Below are 20,394 nucleotides of genomic sequence, written 5' to 3'. Positions count from 1 at the left end.
TCCTCAAAAATTACTCTTGAGAAATTATCACTTTGGCGGTCTTAAAATTAAGTCAGCGGCTTTTGCCCAGTGTACTTTTTCGACACCTAGTGGACATTTCACTACACAGAAGTTTTGCTTTTTCGTATCTTTAGGATCGGCAGTCTGATCAGAGACATTAAAAGCTAATTGGAGGTGAAATTTATTGCCAGATAAAGCGGCTAGTTTCAGCAATCTTTCGCTAACCAAGGGAGATTTTTTATAGGGTATGCTATTCAGTGGAGATTTTAGTTTTTCATCACTAAGATTTTCTACAATAGTTTGACCAGGAAGAATAGTACTTGTTGCCTGGGATGTAGGTGGATCAACCATCCCGGAAGTCACTCTGATTGACCGCCCTGCTTGCTTTTTAAAGTTAGAGATAGAACTCTCATCCCAATTTACTGAGACTTTGTGATTCTGGGATTTGTTAGTGATTACCAGAGGTAGTTGTGTGACATTATTAAGATCATCAAGATGATAAGCTGGCTTAAACTTAAAACCTATAGCGACTATATCTTTGACGTTTTGTTCTTCCAGTTGCTTATTTACTTCGTCAGTATCTAACTGGATTTTTACGCGGCTATCTATCTCCTGAAATGCTTTTTGTAAGACATAAGTAACACAGATAATATAGACTGTTATAAGCAGCAAATCCCAGGGACTCATTGCTATTGTCCTCCTTTTGTTATTTATTGAGAGGAAAAACTTAGGATAATACTATTAGGCTGCATATTTATAGATTATCATCATTAGAAAAATTAAGGAAAACACCAGACAACTTCAAAAGGTCTTTCACTTATAGCAATTACAGCGCTTTTCGGGTGAGTGAACTGTGGAGATGCCCGACTTCCCGAAGAAGTTGGGCATTTTGCTTGGAGATACTGTACTTCATAGACCTGGAATCTGCTGTGTCATCGCCCTAGGGATTCGTGATTACCCTGCTATTAAAAAAAAGCAGCCTATCTCTGATAGATAGACTGCCTGGAGGCTAAGGCCTAACAAAGCGTGGACTACATCATGCCCATGCCGCCCATGCCGCCCATGCCGCCCATGCCGCCCATGCCGCCCATATCAGGAGCAGGAGCTTTCTTCTCAGGCTTCTCGACCACTAAAGCTTCTGTGGTCAAAACCATACCAGCAATGGAGCCAGCATTTTGTAGAGATGAGCGCACTACTTTGGCAGGGTCAATGATGCCGGCTGCAATCAAGTCTTCAAATTTATCTGTTGCAGCATTGTAGCCGATGTTGGCATCACTTTCCCGCACCTTTTCCACAATTACCGAACCCTCGACGCCAGCATTGTCCGCCATTTGACGCAGGGGAGCCTCTAATGCCCTAGCAACAATTGCAGCACCAATTTGCTCTTCTACACCAAGACTATTCTTGAACTCGGTAACTTTCGGAATCAGGCGTATTAGCGTCGTACCGCCACCGGGAACGATACCCTCTTCTACAGCAGCCTTTGTTGCATTAAGGGCGTCTTGAATTCGCAGCTTGCGGTCTTTGAGTTCGGTTTCGGTAGCCGCACCTACTTTGATTACGGCAACACCACCAGCCAGCTTAGCAATTCGCTCTTGCAGTTTTTCTTTATCGTATTCGGAATCGCTTTCTTCCAGCTGGCGGCGGATTTGACCTATCCGCTTCTCAACATCTGCCTTGGTATCACCACTAGCAACAATGGTGGTTGTATCTTTGTCAATAGTGATTTTCTGGGCACTTCCCAGCATCTCGATGGAGGCAGTGTCAAGGCTCAGGCCGATGTCTTCTGAAATTAGCTGACCACCAGTGAGTACAGCAATATCTTGCAGCATCTGCTTGCGGCGATCACCAAATCCTGGTGCTTTAACCGCTGCAGCATTCAAGACGCCTCTTACCTTATTGATAACTAAGGTTGCCAACGCTTCCCCTTCCACATCTTCTGCAATGATCAGTAGAGGTTGACCGGCACGCGCTACTTTTTCCAGAATTGGCACCAGTTCCTGAATTGCGCTTACCTTTTTGTCAGTAATCAGGAGACGGGGATTGTCAAATTCCACGGTCATCCGTTCAGGGTCAGTGACAAAGTAGGGAGAGGTGTAGCCTCGGTCAATTTGCATCCCCTCTACGACCTCTAGTTCCGTAGAAAGAGATTTAGACTCTTCAACAGTGATCACACCGTCTTTGGTAACTTTGTCCATGGCTTGAGCGATCATTTCGCCCACTTCTTCATCATTGCCCGCCGAGACTGTCGCCACCTGTGCGATAGCGCTTCCCTGAACTGGCTTTGCCATGGTCTCAATTTCTTTGACCAAGTAGGTAATGGTTTTGTCAATACCTCGACGCACAGCCACAGGATTAGCACCGGCAGCGACGTTCTTGAGACCTTCACGAATCATCGCTTGAGCTAGCACAGTAGCTGTAGTGGTGCCATCACCAGCGATATCTTTGGTCTTGGAGGCAACTTCCTGAATTAGCCTAGCGCCAGTATTTTCTAAGGGATCTTCGAGTTCGATTTCCTTAGCAACAGTAATGCCATCATTGACAATCTGGGGTGCACCAAACTGCTTTTCTAAAAGCACATTACGGCCCTTGGGGCCAAGAGTAATGCGGACAGCATCGGCAAGAGCGTTAACACCTCGCTCTAAAGACCTTCTTGATTCTTCATCAAAGGAAACGATTTTTGCCATGTTTGCGCTGTTCCTCTTCATATATCCATTAGCAAATTTAGCACTCCTTACGGGAGAGTGCTAATAAAAGTAATCGAATGGGTTAGTTTTTCACTTTTAGTTTAGACTGAGAGTACCTCAAGCCATGACCATGCCACCGTCAACATTAAACACCTGACCAGTGACGTAGGCGGCAGCCTCATCAGCCGCCAGAAAGCGTACCATTCCCGCCACTTCTTCTGGCTTACCATAACGACCCAGGGGAATGTACTTGAGAATTTCCTCGGACTTGAGGTCATTGGTCATGTCTGTAGTAATAAATCCAGGTGCTACTGCATTGACTGTAATGCCACGACTGGCTAACTCCTTGGCGACAGTTTTGGTAAATCCAATCACACCTGCCTTAGCAGCGCTATAGTTAGCCTGACCAGGATTTCCCATCTGTCCTGCTACTGAGGCAATATTGATAATGCGACCCGAACGCTGTTTGAGCATCACTTTGCTAACTGCCTTCGTACACAAAAAAACACCTGTCAGGTTCAGATCAATCACTGCTTGCCAATCTTCTAGCTTCATCCGCAGCAGCAGAGTATCGCGGGTAATTCCAGCATTATTAACTAAAACGTCAACACGCCCAAACTTGTCCATAGTCTGCTGCATTAGAGACTCTACCTGCTCCACTTTAGAGACATCAGCTTGCAGCGCTATTGCCTTTGCGCCAGCTTCAGTGATTGTTGCTACTGTTTGTTCAGCTGCGTCGCTAGAACTAGCGTAATTTACCACCACGGTAGCTCCCTGAGCTGCCAAAGCTAAAGCAGTTGCCCTACCGATGCCTCGCGAGGCACCTGTAACGATAGCAACACGATTGACTAATCCCTGCGAAGATGCTGGTGAAACTTCCATGAAAAATCCCTAGAGAAATATTTGCCTAGTTCGGCTCTTGTGAATTTTGCACTAAAATCAAGCAGAAAGACTAACGTATTGGTTTTTTCTTATGGCACTCAAAAAGCAGTTCTCAAACTTCTCAGAGTTACTCTCTGGTTCTGAAAAGCCAGTTTTAGTAGATTTTTACGCTACTTGGTGCGGTCCGTGTCAGATGATGGTTCCCATTTTGGAGCAGGTGAACATTCAGCTCAAGGATCACCTACAAGTTGTGAAAATTGATACAGATAAATACCCTCAAATTGCCTCTCAATACGATATTGAGGCATTGCCCACCTTAGTACTTTTCAAGAATTCTCAGCCAATCGAGCGTATTGAGGGTGTAGTGGGAGCTGAACAACTGATCGAACGATTGCAAGCTCTACTCTAAATCTCACGTTTTCCCTGCAATCCTTTTCTTGTTCTGGCAAGATGAGTCGCCAGTTGCACTCATATCTGATGAGGAGCAGCAAAATTTATCTGCCAGATAATATCTAGGTTACAGTGCTGTGACTGGCAAGCGCTATCTACCTTCTTTATTCTTTACTGGTGCTGAAAAATTCGACAGTAGTTCTGCCCAGAAATAGTATTTGCCCTGATGATAGCTAAATAAGCAAGAAATAAGGCAAATAGCCAAGATAGTTTTCAGACCAAATCAAAGGGATTTAGCAGCAATTAAAAAATACTAAGATAAGCGAAAATACTCGATTACCTTGGTAATAATTGTCGGCTAATTCCCGACAAAAAACAGACAGATACCTAGTTACTCAAACTACTTTTAGTATCCAGGCTGTAGATAGAGTAAGATAGCCATTGAAAATAAATATTTTTAATAACCTGCCTACTTCTATTAACAAGGTCTGGTAGTTAACTTACCTTAGAAGAGGTAGAGATAAGGGCAGTTTTCTAGATTACGGCAGCTATTAGTATAGGTTGAGTTTACCTATACTGTCCTGGCTATGAAGAAGGCGTTTCCCCTTGAGAAGAATCCGATTCTTGGATAGATTCTGGAGAATTGTTAGCTGCTGTCGCTCCCTGCTTTTTATCCTGAGTACGCTTTTCGCGTTTTTTTCGCTCGGCGATGATCGCATCTGCCATCATCAGTTGTGCCTGCTCCATTTTTTCTAAGTTGCTGCGGTACAAGTCCAAGTCTTTTTGTAACTTATCTTCTGGAAGGTGCAAAGCACTACTAATTTGCTTAAGGGCTTCATTAAGTTGTTTTTCGTCTTTAACTAACTCCAAATTCGCTTGTTCGAGAAGCGAATATATACCGACAGCAAACAGACGACTGTACTTAAATTTGGGATTTTGTGCGATCGCTATTATCGTGTTGTGTAAATCCCCAGTTTCTTCCAAGGGGGTTGGCGAAGCAAACCAGGAAAGCAATTCTTTTCCAGGAAGATGCAAAGCCATAGTCTTGAGCAATTCAGCATCTTGACGATACTGTTGCTGCTCCTTTCCCACTGCCTTGCAAAGTGCCTCAAAAATTGATTCTTTATCTTTTTCTGGTTGATAGCCTTGCATGAAGCGCTCAAAGGATGTCACCACGCCCATAGCATAAATGGGATCGTAGTTGAAATCGGCATTGACCGCTAGTAAATGCATCTCTACCATCAACTCTTCCACTACCCTCCGGTAAACCGAGTTGACAGGACGAGTATGGTGGTTGTAGAAATCTTTTTTGGTATCTGAGACCGTGGGAACTTTATTCACAAAGCCGACTCTAAGGTTTACTGGATATGTTCTCTCGCCAAAGCCACTAGTTTTAACGAGGCATGGCAATAACACTGCTGAATTTGACTGGTTGGGTAATCTTGCTTAGACAATCGAAGACTTCCCCCGATTAGCAATAAGCTGCTCTCTTACAATGCATTGCTTTTGCTATACTCCAAAGCAGTTGTGCCTTACTTTCTTTAATTACCAGACTAGTGGACAACTCTCTCTATTTAGGAGTACAGCTCAGGCTGGCAACAGCTCTTTAACTTTCCCCAGAACCTAGCTGTTACATATTTAATATTAATTTATCATGTTTTTTTAGATTTATTTCACCATTTCTTCAAGAATTATCAAGGTAGAGTGGGGCAATTTTAAAAGAAAACGTGCTATCTTCGGCACATTGACGGCTTCACTTCAATAGAGGAGTTCTCCAAGTGACGTACCTAGGCTTCTCTAACGAGTAAGTGTAGGCTTCTCAGCAACTCTTCTTTGAAGACATTAACTGAGCTTTTAAGCCGTGCGTCCCACGGACTTTGAGAGATATATTTGTTGTGTTTGTAGGCTGCATTTCTGCATTTATTTTGATTACACCTACATCTCGTATTCTACCGCACATCCTGTTCGCAATTCATCCCGCGCCTCCTTGCAGGTAGGTGTGGGACTTCTTACGATTGAAAGTTAAAAATAGACTACACTCTCTTAGCTCTGAAAAAGCACACCTCGCTTCTGGATATCTGGCTTTGTCCAGGTTCAGGATGAGTAAACCAGGAGCTAAGCTACTCTAACAGCTTGATTGTTTTTGCTATCCCTAAATCAACCGCTTCTAGTTAGTCATAGCTAAGATCTGTACACCCAACGTTTTAATATTTTGACTACTTTCTAAGTTGCCATGCTTCGGGAAATACCGTCCGTGGCTTCTTCCTCGGTTTCAAATATTTCAAACACAGAATCCATCATAGTGACTTCAAAGACTAGTTTGGCTTCTGGGTGAACATTACAAATGCGGAAGCTACCCTGAACTTTATCGGCATCCCGCATACCTGCCACCAAAGACGTCAGACCAGAGCTATCAATAAAGTTCACCTGACTTAAATTAACTACCACATAGCGGCTGAGTTTAGAAATACACTCTTGCAACTTCAGGCGAAATTGCCAAGCCGTAGTGATGTCTAGACGACCAATTGGCGTCAAAACAATGATGGCTGTACCAGTTGGTGTTGTATGTGTTTTCTGGTCTATATGAATCATCAGTACCTCTTTGCAGCGATTGCTCCTCTTGAAGCTCAAGAGGAGCGATGTTTGGGTTGCGGTTTGGGTGCATCAATAAAGCTTGAAAAACTCAAGAGGAAAAATAAGAACACCCTGATTGCACTCCGTTCGCTACTCTCCCCATGTAGTTTAACTCACATAGGTTGGAGAGTTTGAGGGTTTCCAATTAGCCCAGTCTTGAGGCTTGAGAAAAGTCTCATATAACTGTGCTTCCGGCGTATTAGGTTCTGGGTGATAGTTATACTCCCAACGGGCTAGAGGAGGTAGAGACATCAGAATAGACTCAGTGCGTCCATTGGTTTGTAGACCAAAGATCGTACCCCGGTCGTAAACTAGGTTAAATTCAACGTAACGTCCCCGGCGGTAGAGCTGGAAATTACGCTCTCGGTCGCCGTAGGCTATAGAGCGGCGTCGTTCTACAATTGGCAGATAAGAAGGTAAAAACGCCTCACCACACTCCTGAACAAAGGCAAACACATCCTCCCAACTACGAGGCGGCAAAGCCCCTAGTTTCTCGCTGTAAGATGCCGCCGGATTATCTTGGTGAGGACCCCGATACAATTGTCCTTGACCATCCTGATAATCAAAGAACAGCCCACCAACGCCTCGCATTTCTTGGCGATGCTTCAGATAGAAATATTCATCACACCAATTTTTGAATACTGGATAGTATTCAGGGTGGTGATTATCACAAGTTTGCTTAAGGGTAAGATGAAAATGCGCTGCATCTTCGGCAAAAGGATAATATGGTGTTAAATCGGCACCTCCGCCAAACCACCACACTGGCCCAGCTTCAAAGTAACGATAATTCAAGTGAACTGTTGGTATATAAGGGCTACGAGGATGCAGAACCATCGATGTGCCAGTAGCAAAAAAGCCATGTCCAGCAGCTTCGGGACGCTGCGTCAGGACTGAAGTAGGGAGTTGGTCACCCCAAACTTCAGAAAAATTAACTCCACCCTGTTCAAATACTGCACCTTCTCGGAGAACACGGGAACGACCGCCACCACCTTCTTCACGCTCCCAGACATCTTCTGTGAAACTGCCAACGCCATCAAGATTAGCTAGGGCGTCACAGATTTTGTCTTGCAGCTGCTTCATATGCTGCAAGACTCTCTCCCTAGAACCAGGGACTGGTAAAGAATGAGTAGTAATCGCTGCGTCCGTCTTCAAAACTGTCATAATCTCAATCTCGTGTAGTTAACCCAAATGCTCAGTGCCGCCTTGGGGAGTAGGGGAGGCTTCAAGACATTGAATCCGTTGGAAGACCTGCTCCGGGTTCTCTAGAACATTTTCAACCAGAACCAATGCAGAAACTCACGCTTTGAGCGTCGCCGCCCTCTTTTAAAAGATTAGCTTGGATTGGTTACCTAAAGAACAGTGCGAGATTTGTTTTTCGAGGAGTCGTGATTTCATCTTATAAAGAAGGATTTTACTAGCAATGCCATTAGCCATTAACAAAATATGCTTGAGTGTTTTTGCTCCTAAGGGTTTTGCCCGGTAATCATGGACAATTCTTAGTTAAGCTCTATCGTACTTATCTCTTACTATCTAACTAATAGGTTATAGGTCAACTTGTCTTGACAGGGGTATTTCCACGGGGAGGTGTTTTGTGATTCTCAACTTTTCCTTTAAGCTAACCGCAGATCGAGAGGGAGTGTGGTGCAAGTTTTCCCTCTTCCGGACTTATCGTGCCTTGAGTAATGCCCCTGTGGAGGTTCTCTGGCAAAAATTAATCAACTTAGCTGATGTTTCCTGGAATCCACTGCTATCGAGTACCAATGCTCCTAGAGGGTTAATTGCTAAACCCGGTTTAATTTATCAGGTGGTCACTCGTTTGATACCCATTCCCGTGAGAATTTTTGTTGAGCATGTACAACCGGGTGAATTACTTAGTGTAAGGGTTTTGGCAATCCCTGGTGTAGAGAATCGCGTAACTTACCGTGTTGAATCTACTGTTTGCGGGACTTACGTATCCTTCTCGGTAACGCTACGCGGTTGGTTATCTCCCTTGCTGTGGTGCTTAATTCGTCCCTACGCGGCCCGTGTAGCTTCTGAATTAGCCCAGGCAGCCGAAAGCAAGCAGATAGTACTCTAAACTATCCTCTGTTGCTGCTCCGTTTAGGACTAAACCTATAGTAGATAGGTTAGGAAATTATTTAGAGGGATTCTCCAACATCGATTAATTACTCGAAAATTTAGTCAAAGAAGGAGAATCATCTTCGTTGATAGTTGAGAAAAATGATCCAAAATCCCTAATTTCCAATCTGGCACTAATCAATTTACGTTTTCGGTAACGGCTTCAACAGCGCTAAACCCCTAAAATAACATAAAGAAACTCTGGTCAAGTTAGCCCCAAAAAGCAGCAGCTAAGGAATCTACATCTATTATGCTCGATACTAATTCGGTTTTAGAAGTACTAAAACCCGTGCAAGACCCCGAACTCCGCAAGAGTTTGGTGGAATTAAATATGATTCGCAATATCAAAATCGATAATGGCGCTGTCAAGTTTACCTTAGTCTTAACTACACCTGCCTGCCCTCTTAGGGAGTTTATTGTTGAGGACTGTCAAAAGGCAGTCAAGCAACTACCAGGTGTCACTGAGGTAGTAGTAGACGTTACCGCCGAAACACCCCAGCAGAAATCTCTGCCAGACCGCCAGGGAATTGGCGGCGTAAATAATATTATTGCTATTTCTAGTGGCAAGGGTGGTGTTGGCAAGAGTACGGTAGCAGTGAATGTGGCAGTAGCCCTGGCACAATTAGGAGCCAAAGTGGGTCTAATTGACGCAGATATCTATGGCCCTAATGCTCCGACAATGCTAGGGTTAGCCGATGCCAAAGTGATGGTGCAGCAAGGACCACAGGGAGAAGTCTTGGAACCGGCTTTTAACCATGGTGTCAAGTTGGTTTCTATGGCTTTTTTAATCGACCCAGACCAGCCAGTAATTTGGCGAGGACCGATGTTAAATGGCATTATTCGCCAATTCCTCTACCAGGTAAATTGGGGTGAGTTAGATTATTTAATTATCGATATGCCACCGGGCACCGGTGATGCACAACTAACCTTAACACAGGCTGTACCTATGGCAGGCGCAGTGATTGTGACAACCCCCCAAACAGTGGCGTTATTGGATTCCCGCCGAGGCTTGAAGATGTTCCAGCAAATGGGAGTACAGGTGCTGGGAATTGTGGAAAACATGAGTTATTTTATCCCGCCAGATATGCCAGACCGGGAATATGATTTGTTTGGCTCAGGAGGTGGTGAGAAGACATCGAAAGAACTCAATATTCCCCTACTGGGCTGTATTCCTTTGGAAATCTGCTTGCGACAGGGGGGCGATAATGGCTTACCAATTGTAGTTGCTGACCCTGATTCAGCTTCTGCTAAAGCACTGGTTGCTCTCGCCCAGCAGATTGCTGCTAAAGTCTCGGTGGCTGCCCTCGCTACTAATTAGCTATCAGTTATTGGTCTTTTTCGCTTAAAGTGTAGCCCGACATTCCGGAAAGTAGCTACTTATCATGGCTAATTGATCACATCAAAGATTACTACCAGCTTAATATGTTGCAAAAGTCACTAACTGGTATACGCTGGAAGTCTCTATTTGCCCCCTGGCAAGAACTTGACTGGCAGCTATTAATATTGACCATCGGTCTGACGCTGCTAGGCGGGGTGATGATTCGCAGTACCGAACTCAACGCTGGACAAGCAGATTGGTGGTCTCATTGGGTCATTGGCGGTATCGGATTGGTACTGGCTTTATTTATGGCGCGTTCGCGCTATGAAAACCTACTCAATTGGCATTGGATTATTTATGGCATGATCAATGTCAGTTTAGTCGCGGTGATGTTCGTCGGGACTACGGCCAACGGCTCGCAAAGATGGCTCGGCGTTGCTGGGTTCCACGTTCAACCCTCGGAATTTGCCAAAATCGGGCTGATTATAACTCTGGCTGCTATTTTGCACTCGCAACCAGCCTCAACCTTGACTATGGTTTTTAAAGTACTAGGGGTGGCAGCAGTGCCTTGGTCCTTTGTATTTTTGGAGCCTAATCTAGGCACTTCACTAGTATTTGGTGCCATTACTTTGGGCATGCTCTACTGGGGTAATGCTAATCCCGGCTGGCTATTGCTTCTGATTTCTCCCATCGTTTCCGCTATTCTATTCAGCTTTTTCTTGCCTGCATGGTTTGGCTGGATGGCGTTGATGGTGTTTGTTGGCTGGCGCAGCTTTCCTTGGCCTTGGTCTGGAGCAGTAGGAGCCTTGGCTTTAAACTTACTTTCAGGAGGTCTCGGCAATTTGTTCTGGGGTCTATTGAAGGATTATCAAAAAGACCGACTGACTCTCTTTTTAGACCCCGATAAAGACCCTTTGGGAGGAGGATATCACTTAATCCAATCTCGGATTGCGATCGGGGCAGGTCAACTTTGGGGAAAAGGACTCAACCAGGGTAGCCAAACCCAGCTACACTTTATACCTGAACAGCATACTGACTTCATCTTCTCGGCAATTGGTGAAGAACTCGGTTTTATGGGCGGTGTGTTGGTGATAGTTGTCTTCTGGTTAATCTGCCTACGTTTGGTAATTATTGCTCAGAACGCCAAGGACAACTTTGGCTCGCTGCTGGCAATTGGCGTCCTCTCGATGATTGTCTTTCAGGTGATCGTTAATATTGGGATGAACATTGGGCTAGCTCCCATCACTGGTATTCCTCTGCCTTTAATTAGCTACGCCCGGTGGTCATTGCTAGCAAACTTTATTGGTATCGGCTTGGTAGAATCGGTTGCCAATCATCGGCACCGACTGAGGTTTTAGTTAGTCGTTTGCCAGTTTTCTCGGTTATTTGCTGATTGCTGGTTGCTTGTTGATACACAACTAACAACCAATAACCAGCCAAAGCCATAAGCTATTAAATATAAACTCAGTGTTTTCAGACTCATGATTCTTCCTGGTTCAATTGTTCGCGTAATTAATCCCGAAGACACCTACTACAAATTTGAGGGGTTAGTCCAAAGAGTTAGTGATGGCAAAGCAGGAGTACTTTTTGAAGGAGGTAATTGGGACAAAATCATGACTTTCCAATTGGCAGAACTAGAAGCTATAGATCCAACAGCGGGTAAAAAAGGCTGATGGTCCTTGCTGAAGAAAAGTTGACGGTTGGGGAGGTTAAAACTTCTCTAGTCAGTCTTCTAGCCATCCTCAATGATTCAGTAGATAAACACAGGTGAGCGCGAAAAAATAGGCAGTTTTCACGATTCATCGAGGATTGCTAGATAACCTTCCGCCTGATCAGGGTGAAGCATGTGGCGAGACCAATCAGGACTAATCGCTAGATATTAGCGTGTCCCTGCTTCACCCCCATAAAGCTTTGACTCTTTACCAAACACTAAGACTAAATTATGCGTCTTCCTTTGCCACAGTTCGCCATTAGCGATCGCCCTGACTATCATATTGCTGAGGTGATTGAGACGGCGACTACAGAATTTCTGGCACAGTGCTTGGAACCAGAAGATTTAAGCTTCCCCGTCATGCCTCCTTTTGGCAGTTGGGTAAGGTCAGTTGATGAAGAGTCAGGCAATCAAGTCTTAGCTGTAGTTTACTACGCTACTACTAGCCCAATTGACTCGGTGCATCGTGCTAGAGCCTTGGGTTTATCTCTTACCGATTTACGAGAACAGCAGCCCCAAATTTTTGCCATGCTCAAAACTGAGTTTCGCGCTGCTATCGTCGGTTTTTTCTCTCCAGAACAGAGTTTGAATGGTTCTGAGCAAATTAGTAGTCCAGTCTATCAATACCTTCCTCCTCGCCCTCCACAAATTCATCAAGCGGTTTACCAATGTACACCAGCAGAAATTGTTCACTTCAGTGAGAATTTGGATTTTTTACGCACTCTTTTGGAAGTAAAGGGAGCGCCTGTAGAGGCATTGACCGCCGCTGCTATCAGAGCAGTTTATCAGCTACGTAAAGCTGACCGCGACTGGCTAGTCAAGGCGGGGCGCACCTTAAGTATTTTGCTCAAAGACGATTATGATCGCTTGCGGTATGTTTTGAGCCAAATTCACTGGTAATAAATTAATTACTTCTGGGTTGAGTTAAAACTCAATGCCCTCCAATTTTCTTCTCGCTTCTAACTCCTGCCTTTTTTGAATCTTGCGAGGGCTAGCTAGGATTCGCTTATCTCCCCATCGGTTTGAGAATTCAACTCCTCTGCCATCAGTTCCAACTGCTGTTTTTTCTGTTTTAGATCCTCTTCTAGGGTTTGAATTTGTTCGCGACGTGCTTCCATTTCTGTACGCAGGCGGGTCAAATCTTGACTTTGCAGGGTCAGATCTTGTCGCCACTTTTCGGTGCGTTTCACTTCTTCTTCTAAGAAAGTTGGACTCATGCCGAAGCTCAGGTATTCCCTTACTAAATCCAGAACCCAGTCTTTGGCATGTTTGATGCTAAGAACTTCTTGGTTTTCAGCAAGCTCTGCTAAAACCAACGAAGCTTCGGGTACAGAGTGAGTGAGAGTCAGTGGAACTTCTTCAGGGTTAATTAATACCCAATGGTGCTCAGATTTTTGGTGAGCTAGCAACCTCAGTGCTACGCCACCTGAACTCTCTTTTTTTTGTACTTGGGCCAGGTATAACATTGCCTGTCAGTTCTTGGTTTTTAGCGAATAAAGACTTGATAATTGAACTTTAGAGTCGATTGAGGCGATTGCGCAAAATTTCTTCTTGCTTTTGAGCTTCTGCCATTGCCTCTTTCGCTGCCTGCACAACTGCCTCTGGTGCTTTGTTAACAAAGTTTTGATTAGCTAAACGTTGGCTAAGGGTTTGAGTTTCGGCCGCCACTTTGCCTAAGTCTTTTTCTAACTTAGCTCGTAGTGCCTCTATATCCACAACACCAGCCAGGGGGAGTAGCACTTGGACGGTGCCAACAACACCTGTCATTGTAGTCTTAGGTTGAGTTTCTAAAGACGGAGTGATCGTCAAACTCTCAACTTTAGCTAACTCTTCTATGTAAGACTTCCCTGCTTCTAGAATTTGGCGTTCTGTAGCATTCCCTGTTTGCAGAATAACCGCGACCTTAACCCCTGGTTTGATGTCTGCTTCAGCTCGCAGATTGCGGATAGTGTGGATTGTTTCTATTAGCAGCTCGAACTGTTGCTCTAGTTCTGGGTCAATCGGGATCAGCTTCCCGTTTAAAGGTGATGGGGGTGATGGGGGTGATGGTTGCTTACTAATTACTGATGCCTCAGGACTAACTACCTCAGATTGTAATGTTTCTACTTTGCCAAGACTCAGTTCTTTGAGGGATTGGATTTTTGCGGATAGTTGCTTACGGTTCGATGCCCGTAGTACATAGCGGTACAAGAACCAGATTGAGTATCCCAAACCTATCAGTTGGAATGTGCCTGACACCAGAGGAATTTCCCCCAGTGCACTGGTAGTTGCTAGCAGCACTCTAAGAGCGACAATTGCTGCCAAAATTACGCTAACTACAACAATCTCTCTTCGGTTTTGCCCAAAAAAGTTGCCTAAACCACCGGGCAGTTCTGCCAAAAACTCGGCAACTTGGTTGCCAATGTGCTGCATTTGAGATACTGATTTGTCCAATGGAGGCTTTTCAGGGTTTAAAGGCTCAGCAGCTAGCTGCTGAGCTACTCCTGCTTGCCGAGCAGATGCCGTGGTTGTGGTTGCCGGGGTGGGTTTAGCGAAGAGATTTCCCTTCTCCGGCGATAATTGCTGTTTCCCAGCTACCTTGACTATTTCAGGAATTGCGGGATAGGGTTGCAGCGCCAAAGCCTCTACAGGTGTCGTTAGCCACTCATCGCTAATGCTTTGCCCGTGCAAGGTATGCCAAATTTCTTCTGTGATGTGGGGCATCAAAGGATGGAGCAATTTGAGGATTCCTGCAAGTACGTAGGCAAGAGTTTGTTGTGCGACAACCCGCGAAGGGGAAGTTTTATCCTGCCGCAGCCGCGATTTAACTAGTTCTATATACCAGTCGCAAAAGTCGCCCCAGATGAATTCGTAAAGTCCCTTGGCAGCTTCTCCCATGCTGTAGTTGTCAAGGTAGTCACTAGTTTGCAGCACTACTTGATGGAAGCGCGATAGAATCCAGCGATCGCTTAATTCTAACCCTTCACTCCCACTGACTAAGGGAGAACCCAACTGTTCGGGTGTCTTACCGTCGAGATTCATCATCACAAAACGGGCAGCATTCCAAAGTTTGTTGGCAAAATTACGCGAAGCCTCGACGGAGATGGATTCATCTGTCTTACGGTCATACTCCAACCGAATATCTTGACCTGCACCGACAACTTCCTTAACCAGGGTGTAGCGTAGGGCGTCGGTGCCGTACTTGTCAATCAGGATTAAGGGGTCAATGCCGTTATTAGACGACTTGGACATTTTCTTATTATTTTCGTCTCGTACCAAGCCGTGAATATAGACGTTTTTAAATGGCATTTGACCCGTGAAATGCCCTGCCATCATTGTCATTCGGGCGACCCAGAAGAAAATAATGTCAAAACCCGTAACCAGAGTTGCTGTCGGGTAGAAAGTCTTCAAGTCAGGGGTTTCTTCTGGCCAACCCATCGTGGAAAAAGGCCACAATCCCGAAGAAAACCAGGTATCGAGAACATCAGGGTCTTGTTCTAGCTTGACATTTGCCCCAAATTTTGATGCTGCTTGTTCTTGGGCTGCTGCTTCATTGTGGGCAACGATAAACGGTGTCTCGTCGGTGATTTCCCCATTGGTTTCACTGACTACATACCAAGCAGGGATTTGATGACCCCACCACAGCTGACGCGAGATGCACCAGTCGTTCAACTTCACTAGCCAATCACGGTAGACTTTCGTCCAGCGTTCAGGGATAAATACGGGGGAATTTTCCTGGTCAAGGAAATTCAGAGCACGATCTGCTAAGGGGCGAATACTGACAAACCACTGAGTTGAGAGCAGAGGTTCGACGGGAACTTTGCCACGATCGCTGTAGGGTACTGTATGTTTATAATCTTCGACTTTCACTAGGCAGCCCAAATCCTTGAGCTGGTTGAGGACGTTCTTCCTCGCCTCAAATCGGTCTTGCCCTTGGAAAGAAGCGGCATTTTCGTTTAAGCTGCCATCTTTGTTCATGATGTTGATCAAGGGCAGATTGTGGCGCTTGCCCATTTCAAAGTCATTGGGGTCATGGGCTGGTGTCACCTTCACACAACCCGTGCCGAATTCGGGATCAACCAACTGATCAGCAATTATCGGTATTTCCCGACCGATGATTGGCAATGTTACCGTCTTACCAATCAAAGACTGATAGCGTTTATCGTCAGGATTAACGGCAACGGCAGTATCTCCCAGCATCGTTTCTGGTCGAGTTGTTGCCACTTCTACATCGCCAGTACCATCGCTGAGGGGATAACGGAAGTGCCATAGATGCCCATCAACTTCTTGATTTTCCACCTCCAGATCAGAGACTGCTGATTGGGAAGCTGGACACCAGTTAACCAGATACTCACCCCGGTAAATTAGACCTTCTTCATGGAGTTGGACAAAGGCCTCGATTACTGCCTTAGATAAACCTTCGTCCATAGTGAATCTTTCCCGCGACCAATCTACAGAAACCCCTATGTTCCGCATTTGGTTGACGATTTTACCGCCAGATTCTGCTTTCCACTGCCAAGCCCGTTCTAAAAATTTTTCCCGTCCCAAGTCGTAGCGAGTGGTTCCTTCTGCCTTGAGCTGTTTTTCGAGAAGTGTTTGCACAGCTATACTGGCGTGGTCAGTTCCCGGTAGCCACAGAACATTACGCCCTTTCATTCGGTGGTAGCGGACAAGAGTGTCAATTAGGGCATACTCAAAGGCGTGACCCATATGTAAGCTACCAGTCACATTGGGTGGAGGAATGACAATACTGTAAGGTTCACCACCGTGATCGGGATCTGCTTGGAATACTTGGTGTTCTTCCCAGTAGGTTTGCCACTTGGCTTCTGTCGTTTTGGGGTCGTATTTGGATGCCAGTGTGGGAATGTTTGCAGTCATGGGTGGAACACTAAATTTAAGACGGGCTTAACTAAATTTTGCCACAGTATAAGAGGGGGTTTGTTTAAGAAGCTGCTCTCGAAGTATAGAAGGCTCACCCAGAAGAGAGTTGGCACAACAGATTAATTCTTTCTTGAGTAATTAATCATCGAGACCGTGTCTATTGCTCTATTCCCTCTCTCTCTGTCCGTGGTACTCTTATGCATCAGGGCGGTTTGTTAAATCAGTGACCTAGGGTCGGAAAACGTATCTTAAGCTACAAAATTTCCGGTTGTTGCAGTGTAGAAAGTGTCAGGCTGTTCTATAAGTAATAGAAGAACAAACGAGGAGTTAGGACCTTGAAAAAGGTAGAAGCAATTATCCGGCCTTTTAAGCTGGACGAAGTGAAAATCGCCTTGGTTAACGCCGGCATAGTCGGCATGACTGTGTCAGAAGTCCGAGGATTTGGGCGTCAGAAAGGTCAGACTGAACGCTATCGCGGTTCTGAGTACACCGTTGAGTTCCTGCAAAAGCTCAAGGTGGAAATCGTTGTTGAAGAACACCAGGTTGACATGGTGGTAGAAAAAATCATTGCCGCCGCTCGAACTGGTGAAATTGGCGACGGCAAAATTTTCATTACAGATATAGATCAGGTAATTCGGATTCGTACAGGGGAAAAGAATCTAGAAGCAGTTTGACTATCATGTCGTGATCAAAGGACACTGAGGCGATGATGCCCCCGGTTAATGCCTCAGTACTTCAATTTAGTTACGGTAATACTGGCAAGCATTAAGTCAATTTCCTTAACTGAGGTAGCAGTTCTTCAAAGGCTTTGCCGCGATGGCTCAGGTGTCGCTTCACTTCTGGCTTCATCTCAGCAAAAGTTAGCTGCTGCTGTGGTACATAGAAGAGAGGATCGTAACCAAAACCACTACTACCTCTGGGAGCAGACAAAATTTCGCCTTGGCAGATACCCTCAGATTGAAGAACGATCTTCCCATCGGGACGGGCAATCGCCACGACGCAGACAAACTGCGCTTGCCGATTCTTTTCCTCTCCCAGTTCCTGTAAGAGCCTCTCAATCCTCGCGGCATCTGTTTGACCATAGCGTGCCGAGTAGATGCCCGGAGCCCCATTAAGGGCATCTACTTGCAAGCCAGAATCATCAGCGATTGCCCACTCCCCAGTTGCCTTTGCCACTTCCGATGCCTTAAGACAGGCATTGGTAACAAAGGTGTCCCCAGTTTCCTCAATCTCTAGTTCTGGTGGCTTCAACTGTAGTTGCCAGTCTAAAGAAGTCAGGTACTGTTGTATTTCCCGTAACTTGCCGGGATTTCCTGTAGCCACAACAAGTAATCTCATTAGTCACTAATAAAGAAAATGGAGTTGCCGGTTACAGGTTAACAGTTTGCCGGTTACAGGTTCTCAAGACTTTTGCCCCGTATACCAAAAACTCTTGAGAACTTTCACCTTCTAACTTCTTATGCTGACTCTGCCCAGTTTTTAGCCCAGTTTAGGGTTTGGCGTGCTTGCTCAGGGGTAGCGGCTTCACAGTACAGTCGCAATACAGGTTCAGTGCCACTAAAACGAATCAGTAACCAACTGTTGTCGGCTAGACGGAACTTGTAGCCATCTATAGTTTGACACTCAATCACCTGCTGAGAGTCAATTTCTGTTAGAGGCTGAGTTTCTAGTTTTTCAATCAGTCGTGAACGTACTTCCATACCCGCCAAATGCAAATCTATGCGGTCATAGGCAGAAGTATAGCTGGTGCGGTCTTGTAGGCTTTGGTAGAGTTCACTCAAATCAAGTCCCGATTGGGCGATTGCTTCTAGTAGGTAAAGTGCCGATAACAAGGCGTCTCGTTCGGGAATATGATTACCGTAACCAATTCCCCCTGATTCTTCACCACCTAGTAAGACTTGACTTGATAACATCCGGTCGGCAATGTACTTATAGCCAATGGGAGTTTCATAGACCGATAGCCCGTATAAATCAGCAATACGGGGAATTAAGTCCGAACCACTCAGGGTTTTAACTATTTCACCAGTAAACTGACGCCGAGAGGCCAGGTGTTCGATCAAAATGGGGATGAGAATTTGGGAACTCAGGAAGTTTCCCTGACCATCGACAGCGGCGATGCGATCGCAATCTCCATCAAACACTAACCCTATCGCCAGCCTTGCGTTCTCTTGACGCTGGTGAGTTTTAATATCTTGGAATAGCTGAGAAAGATAACGGGCCAAGGGTTCTGGCGCGCCACCACCAAACAAAGGATCCCGTGAGCTATTGATTTCCCGAATCGGCATGTCTAGGATCCGGCTTAAGCCAGTTGCGGCTGCACCATGCATCACGTCTGCGAAAACGGTCAATTTTCCTTGACTGATGAACTCTTTAATCTGAGAAAGCTCAACTTTTGTTCGTAGTTCCTCGCAATAGCTGGGCCAAGGATCGAAGTTGCTCAGACTACCGGGGGTTTCGGCAGGTGTTATTGCTTGAGAGAGTCGGGCTTCGATTTTCTGGGTAATTTCTGGAGGGACTGAGCCACCAAAAGCCCCTTTTACTTTCAATCCTAGGTAAATACCAGGATTATGACTAGCTGTAATCACCAGAGCTCCTAGGGCATTCTGATGCTTTGCCGCCCAGCTAAAAGCCGGAGTTGGGGCATAACTATCAGAAAGTAACACATCAAAACCAGCAGCTGTAACTACTTCGGCTGTCTTCATTGCAAAGTTTTCCGCCATGAAGCGCCGGTCATAACCCACAATAATTGTGCGGCTACCAGTAGTACCTCCATAGGTTTCTGCCAGAATTTGAGCAGCCACATGGGCTACCAAAGCCAAGCGCTCGAAAGTGAAATCGGCGGCGATGATACCTCGCCAGCCGTCAGTTCCAAACTTGATTGAATCCACGGCAATCGCTGTAAATAAAGGATATTGATTTTCTGAAATTCCCTGACTGACGGCAGGATCCTAACATTTGTCAATCGTGATGTCTTGCTTAGTCAGTATGGGTGCATCTCACCTTTTGCAGAGATACCTTATGATTTACGAATTAAATTTTACTCTGTCCGGATTTTTGGGCGGGTACTCAGGATGAGCTGACTGCACAGTTAGATCTGTACAGTCTTTGTATCAAGAGTTTTTTGAGTACACCAACAACCTCAGCCTTGTTAGTGGCTAGCTCTTAAGCCGAATGATCTGGTAGCTTGGCTAGCATTGAGCGCAATGTCATGCGTTCAATATAAGGCCAACCTCCAGTTTCTTCGATATCTTTAAGCAGAGCATGGAGAGCTTGGCGATTATTAGGCAAAGACTCCTGAAACCAATTCTCTCTAATCTCGCGATGGGAATGCTCTAATGCTCTGAGCAAAGCTAACAGGACTAGAGCGTTATCTTGATGGCTACTTGCTAGGGAATGAATTTCTGCCGAGAGTTCTTGCAGCTTGACCTGTAACTGCCTTGAGTCAAAATTCTGGTCACTGTTCATGCCATCAATTTCAAATACATCAAATTAACCTAAAGCTTAGCTGGATGCAATCACCAGAGCTTGATTGAGAGTTTAAGGATACTCTTCCCGTGTACAATGCTCTTACAACAAGAGCTGAGGCTGAATCATTCGGTGCCATCCCAGGAACTTCGCTCGATTTGGTGGTGGTTCGACAGATTTAACTCTCACCAAAACTGTTCTTGTGTACCAAAATATAGCATGGGTGTCAAGTTAGTCGGAGATATCTGCTGTCGATGTCTTGAGAGCGACGGTAGTTTCATTCCGATTTAGCAGATTAAATACATCCATCACCTTGAGATAAATTTTCA

The 20,394-nt window shown here is 45.4% G+C and carries 19 protein-coding genes; 7 read left to right on the top strand and 12 right to left on the bottom strand.

Annotated elements, in window-relative coordinates; all coding sequences use genetic code 11:
• Positions 1-27: 27 nt before the first annotated feature.
• The 3 genes from ACT7WV_RS21250 to fabG form a co-directional block, all read right to left on the bottom strand.
• The gene (locus ACT7WV_RS21250) at positions 28-687 is read right to left on the bottom strand and encodes a hypothetical protein (RefSeq protein WP_445104798.1); all 660 of its coding nucleotides are present in this window, start codon (positions 685-687) and stop codon (positions 28-30) included.
• Positions 688-1,031: 344 nt separating this feature from the next.
• Positions 1,032-2,687, bottom strand: a complete 1,656-nt coding sequence (gene groL / locus ACT7WV_RS21245) for a chaperonin GroEL (RefSeq protein WP_445104797.1) — start codon at positions 2,685-2,687, stop codon at positions 1,032-1,034.
• 117 nt (positions 2,688-2,804) lie between these two features.
• Entirely contained in the window at positions 2,805-3,569 is a 765-nt protein-coding gene (gene fabG / locus ACT7WV_RS21240) for a 3-oxoacyl-[acyl-carrier-protein] reductase (protein ID WP_445104796.1), read from the bottom strand.
• Between the two features lie 91 nt (positions 3,570-3,660).
• Between fabG and trxA the strand changes: the two genes are divergently transcribed.
• Positions 3,661-3,978 (top strand): thioredoxin, encoded by a 318-nt coding sequence (trxA, locus tag ACT7WV_RS21235; protein ID WP_445104795.1) that lies wholly within the window; start codon positions 3,661-3,663, stop codon positions 3,976-3,978.
• Positions 3,979-4,544: 566 nt separating this feature from the next.
• Here the strand turns inward: trxA and psb29 are convergent.
• The 3 genes from psb29 to hemF form a co-directional block, all read right to left on the bottom strand.
• Complete coding sequence (gene psb29 / locus ACT7WV_RS21230) at positions 4,545-5,300, bottom strand: photosystem II biogenesis protein Psp29 (protein ID WP_445104794.1); 756 nt, start codon at positions 5,298-5,300, stop codon at positions 4,545-4,547.
• A gap of 882 nt (positions 5,301-6,182) precedes the next feature.
• Positions 6,183-6,551 carry an STAS domain-containing protein gene (locus ACT7WV_RS21225; protein ID WP_445104793.1) on the bottom strand — a complete coding sequence of 123 codons (369 nt, stop codon included), beginning with the start codon at positions 6,549-6,551 and terminating at the stop codon, positions 6,183-6,185.
• Between the two features lie 150 nt (positions 6,552-6,701).
• A complete protein-coding gene (gene hemF, locus ACT7WV_RS21220) occupies positions 6,702-7,754 on the bottom strand; it encodes an oxygen-dependent coproporphyrinogen oxidase (protein ID WP_445104792.1) in 1,053 nt (350 codons plus the stop codon).
• 430 nt (positions 7,755-8,184) lie between these two features.
• Between hemF and ACT7WV_RS21215 the strand changes: the two genes are divergently transcribed.
• From ACT7WV_RS21215 to rodA, 3 genes are all read left to right on the top strand, one after another.
• A complete protein-coding gene (locus tag ACT7WV_RS21215) occupies positions 8,185-8,670 on the top strand; it encodes an SRPBCC family protein (protein WP_445104791.1) in 486 nt (161 codons plus the stop codon).
• A 291-nt stretch (positions 8,671-8,961) separates the two neighbouring features.
• Positions 8,962-10,029: an Mrp/NBP35 family ATP-binding protein gene (locus ACT7WV_RS21210; protein WP_445104790.1), complete on the top strand. Its 1,068-nt coding sequence runs from the start codon at positions 8,962-8,964 to the stop codon at positions 10,027-10,029.
• 104 nt (positions 10,030-10,133) lie between these two features.
• Positions 10,134-11,387 (top strand): rod shape-determining protein RodA, encoded by a 1,254-nt coding sequence (rodA, locus tag ACT7WV_RS21205; RefSeq protein ID WP_445104789.1) that lies wholly within the window; start codon positions 10,134-10,136, stop codon positions 11,385-11,387.
• Here the strand turns inward: rodA and ACT7WV_RS21200 are convergent.
• Complete coding sequence (locus ACT7WV_RS21200) at positions 11,384-11,512, bottom strand: hypothetical protein (protein WP_445104788.1); 129 nt, start codon at positions 11,510-11,512, stop codon at positions 11,384-11,386. The two genes, rodA and ACT7WV_RS21200, sit on opposite strands and share 4 nt — an antisense overlap.
• On the opposite strand from ACT7WV_RS21200, the gene ACT7WV_RS21195 reads away from it, so the two are divergent.
• Positions 11,511-11,702: an NAD(P)H dehydrogenase subunit NdhS gene (locus tag ACT7WV_RS21195; protein WP_445104787.1), complete on the top strand. Its 192-nt coding sequence runs from the start codon at positions 11,511-11,513 to the stop codon at positions 11,700-11,702. The genes ACT7WV_RS21200 and ACT7WV_RS21195 overlap by 2 nt on opposite strands.
• Before the next feature lie 269 nt (positions 11,703-11,971).
• Positions 11,972-12,640 carry an HAS-barrel domain-containing protein gene (locus ACT7WV_RS21190; RefSeq protein WP_445104786.1) on the top strand — a complete coding sequence of 223 codons (669 nt, stop codon included), beginning with the start codon at positions 11,972-11,974 and terminating at the stop codon, positions 12,638-12,640.
• Between the two features lie 95 nt (positions 12,641-12,735).
• Here ACT7WV_RS21190 and ACT7WV_RS21185 read toward each other — a convergent pair whose 3' ends face one another.
• Positions 12,736-13,206 carry a hypothetical protein gene (locus tag ACT7WV_RS21185; RefSeq protein ID WP_445104785.1) on the bottom strand — a complete coding sequence of 157 codons (471 nt, stop codon included), beginning with the start codon at positions 13,204-13,206 and terminating at the stop codon, positions 12,736-12,738.
• A gap of 49 nt (positions 13,207-13,255) precedes the next feature.
• Positions 13,256-16,597: a valine--tRNA ligase gene (locus ACT7WV_RS21180; protein ID WP_445104784.1), complete on the bottom strand. Its 3,342-nt coding sequence runs from the start codon at positions 16,595-16,597 to the stop codon at positions 13,256-13,258.
• 338 nt (positions 16,598-16,935) lie between these two features.
• On the opposite strand from ACT7WV_RS21180, the gene ACT7WV_RS21175 reads away from it, so the two are divergent.
• The gene (locus ACT7WV_RS21175; protein ID WP_445104783.1) at positions 16,936-17,274 is read left to right on the top strand and encodes a P-II family nitrogen regulator; all 339 of its coding nucleotides are present in this window, start codon (positions 16,936-16,938) and stop codon (positions 17,272-17,274) included.
• A 91-nt stretch (positions 17,275-17,365) separates the two neighbouring features.
• On the opposite strand, the gene rdgB is transcribed toward ACT7WV_RS21175, so the two are convergent.
• The 3 genes from rdgB to ACT7WV_RS21160 form a co-directional block, all read right to left on the bottom strand.
• Entirely contained in the window at positions 17,366-17,938 is a 573-nt protein-coding gene (gene rdgB, locus ACT7WV_RS21170; RefSeq protein ID WP_445104782.1) for an RdgB/HAM1 family non-canonical purine NTP pyrophosphatase, read from the bottom strand.
• A gap of 119 nt (positions 17,939-18,057) precedes the next feature.
• Positions 18,058-19,488, bottom strand: coding sequence for a phosphoglucomutase/phosphomannomutase family protein (locus ACT7WV_RS21165; protein ID WP_445104781.1), 1,431 nt, complete (start codon positions 19,486-19,488; stop codon positions 18,058-18,060).
• A gap of 274 nt (positions 19,489-19,762) precedes the next feature.
• Positions 19,763-20,065: a hypothetical protein gene (locus tag ACT7WV_RS21160; RefSeq protein WP_445104780.1), complete on the bottom strand. Its 303-nt coding sequence runs from the start codon at positions 20,063-20,065 to the stop codon at positions 19,763-19,765.
• Positions 20,066-20,394: the final 329 nt, after the last annotated feature.

Source organism: Symploca atlantica LB2515, from assembly GCF_052546295.1.
Note: the sequence above shows the minus strand (reverse complement) of the source record. Positions and strands in the feature narration are given on the sequence as shown.